The 9,074-nt window shown below is 66.5% G+C and carries 8 protein-coding genes; 5 read left to right on the top strand and 3 right to left on the bottom strand.

Going from position 1 to position 9,074, the window contains the following annotated elements; all coding sequences use genetic code 11:
* The 3 genes from PF446_RS13480 to PF446_RS13470 form a co-directional block, all read left to right on the top strand.
* On the top strand, positions 1-285 hold a 285-nt coding region (locus PF446_RS13480; RefSeq protein WP_298072458.1), incomplete at its 5' end, for a YceI family protein.
* Positions 269-838, top strand: coding sequence for a cytochrome b (locus tag PF446_RS13475; RefSeq protein ID WP_298072456.1), 570 nt, complete (start codon positions 269-271; stop codon positions 836-838). The genes PF446_RS13480 and PF446_RS13475, both read left to right, overlap by 17 nt.
* The gene (locus PF446_RS13470; protein WP_298072454.1) at positions 835-1,383 is read left to right on the top strand and encodes a YceI family protein; all 549 of its coding nucleotides are present in this window, start codon (positions 835-837) and stop codon (positions 1,381-1,383) included. The genes PF446_RS13475 and PF446_RS13470 overlap by 4 nt, the downstream gene beginning before the upstream one ends.
* A 24-nt stretch (positions 1,384-1,407) precedes the next feature.
* Here PF446_RS13470 and PF446_RS13465 read toward each other — a convergent pair whose 3' ends face one another.
* A complete protein-coding gene (locus PF446_RS13465; protein ID WP_298072460.1) occupies positions 1,408-1,641 on the bottom strand; it encodes a glutaredoxin family protein in 234 nt (77 codons plus the stop codon).
* Between the two features lie 66 nt (positions 1,642-1,707).
* Here PF446_RS13465 and PF446_RS13460 point away from each other — a divergent pair, with 66 nt between their 5' ends.
* Positions 1,708-3,090 (top strand): L-serine ammonia-lyase, encoded by a 1,383-nt coding sequence (locus PF446_RS13460; RefSeq protein WP_298072452.1) that lies wholly within the window; start codon positions 1,708-1,710, stop codon positions 3,088-3,090.
* Positions 3,091-3,120: 30 nt separating this feature from the next.
* Here PF446_RS13460 and PF446_RS13455 read toward each other — a convergent pair whose 3' ends face one another.
* Positions 3,121-5,946, bottom strand: coding sequence for a diguanylate cyclase (locus PF446_RS13455; RefSeq protein ID WP_298072450.1), 2,826 nt, complete (start codon positions 5,944-5,946; stop codon positions 3,121-3,123).
* 308 nt (positions 5,947-6,254) lie between these two features.
* Here PF446_RS13455 and PF446_RS13450 point away from each other — a divergent pair, with 308 nt between their 5' ends.
* Positions 6,255-7,940 (top strand): APC family permease, encoded by a 1,686-nt coding sequence (locus PF446_RS13450; RefSeq protein ID WP_298072448.1) that lies wholly within the window; start codon positions 6,255-6,257, stop codon positions 7,938-7,940.
* Between the two features lie 222 nt (positions 7,941-8,162).
* On the opposite strand, the gene PF446_RS13445 is transcribed toward PF446_RS13450, so the two are convergent.
* A partial coding sequence (locus tag PF446_RS13445) for a homoserine dehydrogenase (protein ID WP_298072446.1) occupies positions 8,163-9,074 on the bottom strand: 912 nt, incomplete at its 5' end.

The following is a 9,074-nucleotide window of genomic DNA, read 5'->3' as shown; positions in this document are numbered from 1 at the left end:
CCGCACGACGGCCTGATGGATGGCACCCTGACCCTGCGCGGCCATACGCACAAGGTCATCATCGCCTTCACCGTCAATCGCGTCGGCAGGACCATATTCGAGATGAACACCGTGGCGGGTTTTTCCGGGCGCGCGCAACTGGACCGCTACGCTTTCGGCATCTCGCGCAATCCAGGCTCGATCGGACGCATGGTCAATGTGGGCCTTCAGATCGAGGCACTCAAGGATGCCGATGCACGCCACCGCTACGAGCACGGAGCCGCGACACATGCCACTTCGCAATAACGCCAAACACTGGGGCGCGGTGCAGCAGGCCTTCCACTGGCTGATCGTGCTGCTGATCCTGGCCCAGGGCACGATCGGCCTGGTGATGGTCAACCTGCCCAAGAAACCCAGCGTGTTCGCGATTTACAACCTGCACAAGTCGATCGGCCTGACGATCCTGGCCTTGGCCGTGCTGCGCATCGCATGGCGACTGTTCGACGGCCGCCCGCCGCATCTACCGATGCCGGACTGGCAGCGGCGCGTGGCCAGCCTCACCCATGGCGCGCTGTACGTGCTGCTGTTCGCGGTTCCACTGTCGGGCTGGCTGTTCGACTCGGCCAGCGCGCTGCGCCCGCTGCACTGGTGGGGCCTGGTACGCATGCCCAGTCTCACCGGCGGGCCGGCGCCGCACCTGCGCCACTTCGCCGCCGGACTTCACGAAACCCTTTTCTGGTGCCTGATCGTCCTCGCCGTGCTGCATGCGGCTGCGGCCCTGCGCCATCACTTCGTCGACCGCGACGCCACCCTCAGGCGCATGCTTCCGGGACGCCGCCAAGGAGATCCTGATTCATGAAAACCCTTATCGCACTCTTGCTCCTCGCCCTGCCCCTGACCGCCGGCGCGCAGGACTGGAAGGTCGACCCCGCCCACAGCACACTGGGCTTCACTGGCAGCTTCCAGGGCGAGACCTTCCACGGCACGTTCAAGACCTTCGACGCGAAGATCAGTTTCGACCCCGCGCACCTGGAGCAGGCCCGCTTCGACGTCACCGTGCAGCTTGCCAGCGTCGACACCAAGAGTCCCGAGCGCAACCAGACCCTGACCGGGCCGGATTTCTTCGACACTGCCAGCGACTCGACTGCGCATTTCACCACGAAGTCCTTCGACAAGACCGCCGGCGGCATCGTCGCCCACGGCATGCTGGACCTCAACGGCATGAAGCAGCCGGTGACCCTGAAGGTGGACTTCAAGCGCAATGGCGACCACGCCACGCTGGACGTCGACACCACGCTGAACCGGCTGAACTTCAAGCTCGGCACCGGTTCGGACTGGTCGGCCATCAGCAAGCAGATTCCGGTGCACGGGCATCTGGAGATGACGTCGCTGCCCGCCCACTGAGCGCTGCGCTCCGGCGCTGGAGCCTCAGCCCCCGGCAACCAGCCGCTGCACGTCCGCGGCATTGAACGGCCAGTCCAGCTCACGGCCGCTGGGTACGTGCCTGAGCACCGGCACGCGCACGCCGTAGCGGTCCTCCAGGTCCGGTTCATCGTCGATCCAGATACTGCGGAAATCCGGCGCGCGCGCGGCCGCCATCACCGCCAGCGCCTGGTCGCACAGGTGGCAGTCGTCGCGCTGGTAGAGAATCAGTTCAGTCAAACGGTTCATTCGCGCCCCGGCAAGCCCGTACAATGGCAGTTTAGCGAACCGCAGCGAACCGTAGCCATGGCAGTCAGCATTTTCGACCTGTTCAAGATCGGCATCGGGCCATCGTCCTCGCACACCGTGGGGCCGATGCGCGCGGCCGCGCGCTTCACCGAGCAATGGCTGGACCGCAAGGGGCTGCTGGACAAGGTCGCACGCGTGCAATGCGAACTGCACGGCTCGCTGGCCATGACCGGCCGCGGCCACGGCACCGACAAGGCCGTGCTGCTGGGCTTCGAGGGCCAATGGCCGGACACGGTCGATCCCGATGCCATCGCGGACACGCTCAAGCGCATCCGCGACAGCGGCCGTATCCACCTGCTCGGCAGGCACGAGATCGAATTCAACGAAAAACGTGACCTGCTCTTCAACAAGCGCCAGAAACTGCCGTTCCACACCAACGGCATGCGCTACAAGGCCTTCGACGCCGACGGCAACGAACTGGCCAGCCGCGAGTACTACTCGGTCGGTGGCGGCTTCGTGGTCAACCACGATGATGCGGCCGAGGACCGCATCGTGGCCGACACCACCCCGCAGCCCTACCCATTCTCATCCGGCGACGAACTGCTGGCGTTGTGCGCCAGGCACGACCTGCGCATCTCGGAACTGATGCTCGCGAACGAGAAGGTCTGGCGCAACGAGGCGGACATCCGCGAGAAGCTTCTGGTCATCTGGCAGGCGATGCAGGACTGCGTCGAGCGTGGCGTGCGCTCGCCCGGCGAGCTTCCCGGCGGCCTGCACGTGACGCGCCGCGCACCGGCCATGTACGCCGAGCTGCGCGACCGGCCCGAGGCTGCGCTGAAGGATCCGCTGAGTATCCTGGACTGGGTCAACCTGTATGCGCTGGCCGTGAATGAGGAGAACGCCGCCGGCGGTCGCGTGGTCACCGCGCCGACCAACGGCGCCGCCGGGATCATCCCGGCCGTGCTGCATTACTACGACCGCTTCCAGCCGCGTTCCAACTGCGAAGGCGTGTTCGAGTTTCTGCTCACGGCAGGTGCCATCGGTATCCTGTACAAGGAAAACGCCTCCATCTCGGGCGCCGAGGTCGGCTGCCAGGGCGAGGTCGGCGTGGCCTGTTCGATGGCCGCAGGTGGACTGGCTGCCGCACTGGGCGCAAGCCTGAGCCAGGTGGAGAATGCCGCCGAAATCGGCATGGAGCACAACCTTGGCCTGACCTGCGACCCGATCGGCGGACTGGTGCAGATCCCGTGCATCGAACGCAACGCGATGGGCGCGATCAAGGCCATCAACGCCAGCCGCATGGCCATGAAGAGCGACGGCAAGCATCGCGTATCGCTGGACAAGGTGATCCGCACCATGCGCGATACCGGCCGCGACATGAAGGACAAGTACAAGGAAACCTCGCGCGGCGGCCTGGCGGTGAACGTCATCGAATGCTGAAACGTTGGTTGGCGCGACGTCCACGCCCGACTATTCGCTGCGTTCGACCCGCGCGCGGCCCAATGCCTTGGCCTGGTACAGGGCGGCGTCCGCGCGACGCAGCACCGACTCGACATCATCCCCGGGGCGTATCCAGGTGACGCCGACCGAACAGCTCACCCGCAGCCGGTTCGCGCCATCGACATACTCGGCCTCGACCAGCGACGCGAAGCGACCCTCGACATCGTCTGCACGCGAGAGTCCGGGCCAGATTGCCAGCAGCTCTTCCCCTCCGAAACGGCCCAGCACGGCGGATTCAGGCGTCATCCGCCGCAACCGCTGCGCGCACTGCACGAGCACTGCGTCGCCAGTCAGGTGACCGTAGTTGTCGTTGACCTGCTTGAAGTGATCCAGGTCGATCAGGGCCACCACCATGGGGCGCAACCGAGTGGTCGCCTCGCGCAAGGCAGCGCCAAGGAGTTTCACCGCCGCGCCGCGCGCGAGCAACCCGGTCAACGCATCATGCGTGGCTTCGTACTCCAGTGCCCGCCGGGTCGCCTCCAGGGCGCGCTTGTCCGCTTCCAGTTCCCGCGTGCGCACATCGACCAGGTGTTCGAGCACCGCTTGCCGACGCAGCAATTGCGTACTGCGCAGTCGCCACAGAGCCAGCAGCGCAAGCAACGTCAGCAGCGCATATCCTGCGAACGCCCAGGGGCTGCGCCACCAGGGTGGCACCACGACCAGGTCGAACGTGGTCGACTGCGAGCGCGCCCGCAGCGCGGGGGCGTTCACCCGCGCCAGGAAACGATAGTGCCCCGGAGACAGCGCGGCATAGCGCAGCAGGTTCGAGGTGGTGGTTTCCCAGCCGGCATCATCCGTCCCATCATCCAGCCGATACTCGATATGGCGCGTGGCCGGATGCACCACTCCGGTGCTGGCCAACTGCACGGTCAGGGCACGGCCGTTCCAGTCCAGTCGTTGCGCGGGACCGGCCGAAAGCCGCTTGCCGCCATAGTCCGCCTCGAGGATCACCGGCGCCGCCACTTGCGGTGAGAGCAGACGCTGCGGATGCAGCACATGCGAGACGCCGCCACTGGTCCCCAGCCAGACCGAACCGTCGGCATCCTCCAGGAACGCGCCCGGGGCCACATCGTTCCAGGCCAGGCCATCGTCCCGGTCCAGCCGTTGCCAGTGGCCATGATCGAGCACGTCGACGCCCGCGTCACTGGTGGCCCACAGGCGGCCGGCGTGATCGGCCTCCAGGGAATACAGCGCGGTGCGCTCGAGCAAGGGGTCCTCGATGGCATGCATGCTCAGCGCATTCCCCGGTTGCGGCCGGGTCCAGCGCAGTCCGCCCGCCACGGGCGCCACCCACAAGCGGCCGTCTGTGGTTGCGGCCACACCACTGTACCCACCCGGAGCTGGCGCGCCGGGCAGCCGCATGCGGGTGAACCTCTGCTGCGCGAAGCGCAACAGGCCGTGGGACGTGGCAAGCCAGATCCGCCCGGACGCATCTCGGGTCGCACTCAGATAGTTGGTATTGTCCGGCAGGCCCGTACCCATCCGCCGAACCTGGGGTTGCGGTGCATCCGGACGGTCGATCCGCCACAGGCCGCCATGGGTGCCGAACCAGATCCGGCCCGTGCCGTCGAGCAGACCGAACTTGACCCAGCCCAGGTTCTGCGCCACCTGCTCCGCGCGCTGGCTGTCCAGGTTGTAACGCACCACCGTGCCCCGATTGTAGATCACCCACACGCTGCGGCCATGCGGCAACACGGCGACCGCGTCGGTCCAGCCCGGGCGGCGCATCGCCGCTGGCCATGGCGATAGTCGCCGGGCGCCCGGCTCGAGCAGGTTGCCGTGACGCTGGTTGCCCAGCCACAGGCGTCCATCGCCATCGCGGGCGATGGCCCAGGTCGGGACGCTATCCAGGCCCTGGGCCACGCCCCAGTTGCGGAACCGGCCATAGCCGCGCCAGCGGAACACCCCGCGCCCGGCGCTGGCCAGCCAGACCGCGCCGGACCGATCGAAGCAAAGGTCGCGAAGGTGGGCCGACTGCAGGTTGCCGCTGTCGCCGAAGTCCATCCAGCGTGCGCCGTCCCATCGGCTGACATGACCGGCGCTGGCGGCCAGCACGCGGCCCTGCCCGTCCACGGCGAGCGCATCGAGCGGATTGGCGCTCGCCACCGCCTCGAACCGCTTCGCACCGGCCTTCAGGTGCACAAGATGGTGGTTGCCCCCCACCCAAAGGCCGCCGCGGGCGTCGGCGCGCATGCTGATCCACTGGTCGACCGGGACCCCGCGATCGGTGCCCCACACGGCGGTTGCGCCGGCATCGCGCATGCACAGAGATGGACCGCAACTGGTCCATAGATGCCCGTCATGCCACAGCAGCGGGCCGTCCGTGAGCGCCCCCGTGGACAGCGCCTGCGGCCACGCCACCTTGGTCACCCGGCCATCCGCAGTCACATGCAGCAGCCGGTGCTCGTGGCGCACGTAGACCCCCTGGCCGCCATCGCCTGCGATCCGGCGCAGGTCGTCCACGGGCACATCGGCCACGCGCCGCAGGCGCTCGTGCTGCCACAGGTACAGATGCCGTGCGGCACCGATCCAGAGCTGCCCCGAAGCTGCCTGATACAGGTCATTGACGTGCAGCTGCAGGCCGTCGTTCCCCGTAGACACGGCAACGAAACGCTCACCGTCAAAGCGGAACAGCCCGCTGTCCGTGCCCACCCAGAGCACGCCCTGCCGATCGCGCAGCAGCACATTGGCCGCCAGGCTGTTCAGTCCCTGCTCGGGCGCGAAAGCCTGCATGTCGACCTGGCGTTCGGCCGCATGTGCGCCCATCCACGCCAGGCTCATGGCCCACAGCGCCACCAGGCCAGCCCCATACGCTGTCCGCCGCGCCCTGCATCGCAGTGGCGCGGATCGCGTTCCGCTCCGCTTTGCCTGTTGCCCCCGCTGCATACCAAGCCCCCTGTCGCCATCGCTTTCGCAGATGGCACCGATCCGCACATGCACGGGCCCGGCGCAGCTATTGTGCCCGATGCGAGACGGCCACGGCCAACGCCTTGCTGGGATGGCCGGAGCATGACCTGCGGTAGATGACACGCAGGTCCCGAATCTGCAAAGATCGTCGCCTTTATCTCTACGCATTCGCCATTCGGCGGCACTCAGGAAACCGCATGACCAACGAATCCTCGATCCATCGCGACGTCGGCCCCTGGGCGCTGATGTACACCGGCCTGGGCTCGATCATCGGCTCGGGCTGGCTGTTCGGTGCCTGGAACGCCGCCAAGCTGGCCGGTCCCGGCGCCATCTGGGCCTGGGTGCTGGGCGCGGCGATCATCATGTCGATCGCTCTGACCTATGCAGAACTGGGTGCGATGTTCCCGGAATCCGGCGGCATGGTGCGCTATGGCCACTATTCGCACGGCTCGCTGGTCGGCTTCATCGCCGCCTGGTCGAACTGGATCGCGATCGTCTCGGTGATCCCGGTCGAGGCCGAGGCCTCGGTTCAGTACATGTCCGGCTGGAAGTGGCAGTGGGCCCAGAACCTCTACCACGCCATGCCCGGCAAGCACGGCGAACTGAGCCACCTGGGCCTGGCCCTGGCCGGGCTGCTGGTGATCATGTACTTCCTGCTCAACTTCTGGAGCGTGAAGCTGTTTGCCCGCTCCAATACCGTGATCACCATCATCAAGCTGGTGATCCCGGCCGCCACCGGCATCGCCCTGATCGCCAGCGGCTTTCACCACGCCAACTTCAATGTGGGCGTGAACGGCGGCAGCCATACCAACGACTTTGCCGCCATCCTCACGGCCGTGGCCACGGCCGGCATCGTGTTCAGCTTCAATGGCTTCCAGAGCCCGGTGAACCTTGCCGGCGAGGCGCGCAACCCGGGACGCAGCATTCCCTTCGCCATCATCGGCGCGATCGTGCTGGCCACCATCATCTACGTGCTGTTGCAGGTCGCCTACCTGGGTTCGGTGCCGCAGCAGATGCTGGTCAAGGCCGGCTGGCACGGCATCGACTTCAGCTCGCCGTTCGCGGAGCTGGCGCTGATCGTCAACCTCAACTGGCTGGCCATGCTGCTGTACACCGACGCCTTCATCAGTCCCAGCGGCACCGGCATGACCTACACCGCCTCCACCGCACGCATGGTCTACGGCATGGAGCGCAACGGCACGCTGCCAAAGATTTTCGGCACGGTGCATCCGAAGTGGGGCGTGCCGCGTCCGGCGATGTGGCTGAACCTCGTGGTGGCGTTCATCTTCCTGTTCTTCTTCCGCGGCTGGGATTCGCTGGCAGCGGTGATCTCGGTGGCCACCATCATCTCCTATCTGACCGGACCGGTCAGCGTGATGACGCTGCGCCGCACGGCACCGGAATTGCACCGTCCGTTCCGGCTGAAGGGCTTGTCACTGATCTCTGCGGTCGCGTTCATCATGTCGGCCGAACTGCTTTACTGGGCCAAGTGGCCACTGACCGGACAGATCATCCTGCTGATCGTGATCGCATTGCCGCTGTATTTCTACTACATGGCCAAAGGCGGCTGGCATGACTTCGGCCGGCAGATGAAGGGCGCCTGGTGGCTGGTGTTCTATCTGGTCGCACTGGCTGTGGTCTCGCGCATCGGCAGTTCGCAGTTCGGCGGCCTGGGCTACATTCCCTACGGCTGGGATCTTGCCGTGGTCGCGGTGATCGGGCTGGCGTTCTTCCTGTGGGGCGTGAAGTCCGGCTGGCGCACACCGTCCATCGAGGCCATCCAGATCGGGGAAGCCGAGGGCACGGTCGACCTGGACCAACCGCTCATCCCGCCCGAGGAAGACGAAGCCGAGCGCATTACCGATAGTCACCATCCACATTGACCCAAGGGCTTCGGCACCGCATCGGCCCACCCTCCAGAAAACGCACCGTCATGGCGGTGCGTTTTCGTTCGTCCCGGGGAAGCTTGCAGCACGTGGCCGCTCTCACGGAACGAAGGTGGTGGTCCATCCACCCTCTGCAGCTTGCAGATGTGTCTGAAGTTCCGGTGGAGGTGACCCTGCAACTCGCCACGACAGCACCGGATGCACCTGGATGGCTGCATCTCAGGCAAGCGGACGGATGATTTCCAGGATATCTCCAAGCAAGGCCTGAGCGGTGACTTCGGCGCCTGCGCCCGGGCCCTGGATGACCAGCGGCTGGACGTTGTAGCGCGAGGTGGTCAGGGCGAACTGGTTGTCGGTGCCCGAGAGCGGCGCGGCCGGATGGCCCGGCTGTACGATGCGCAGTCCGACGCGAGCGCGGCCATGCCGGTCCAACTGGGCCAGATAGCGCAGCACGCCGCCCTGCGCGAGGGCTTCGGCGTGGCGCGCCGCGAGCGACTCGTCCAGCTCGTGCACGCGCTCGAGGAAGACCTTCAGCGGCAGTGCGCGCAGCGCCTCGGGCACCAGGTTCTCGACCTCGACGTCGTCGGATTCGAGCGCGAATCCGGCGCTGCGCGCCAGGATCAGCAGCTTGCGTGCCACATCCTGGCCGGAAAGGTCGTCGCGCGGATCCGGTTCGCTGTAGCCCAATTCGCGCGCCCTGCAAAGCAGCACCGAAAACGGAACACGTCCGTCGTACTCGCTGAACAGCCATGACAGCGAACCGGAAAACACGCCTTCCAGCGCCAGAAGCTCATCACCGCAGGCGCGCAGGCGTCGCAGGGAGGAAAGTACTGGAAGACCGGCACCCACGGTAGCCGCATCGCCATACTGGCTGCCACTGTGCTGTACTGCGGCGCGCACTGCATGCCAGCCGGCCAGATTGCCGCCGGACGCCGACTTGTTGGCCGTGACCACGTGATAGCCATGCGAGAGCCAGTGAGCATGGGTACCTGCCAGGGTCTCGCTGGCGGTGGCATCGACCACCACCTTCACGCGTGCAGGACTGGCATCCAGCGCCGCCAGCAGGGCCTGGTTGTCGCGGGCCTCTCCCCCGGTGCGCAAACGCTCACGGATACGGCTATCGGCCAGCTG

The organism is Oleiagrimonas sp. (genome assembly GCF_027858935.1).
Classification (GTDB): Bacteria; Pseudomonadota; Gammaproteobacteria; order Xanthomonadales; family Rhodanobacteraceae; genus Oleiagrimonas.
The sequence above is the reverse complement of the archived record's forward strand: the minus strand, read 5'-3'. Positions and strand labels throughout refer to the sequence as shown.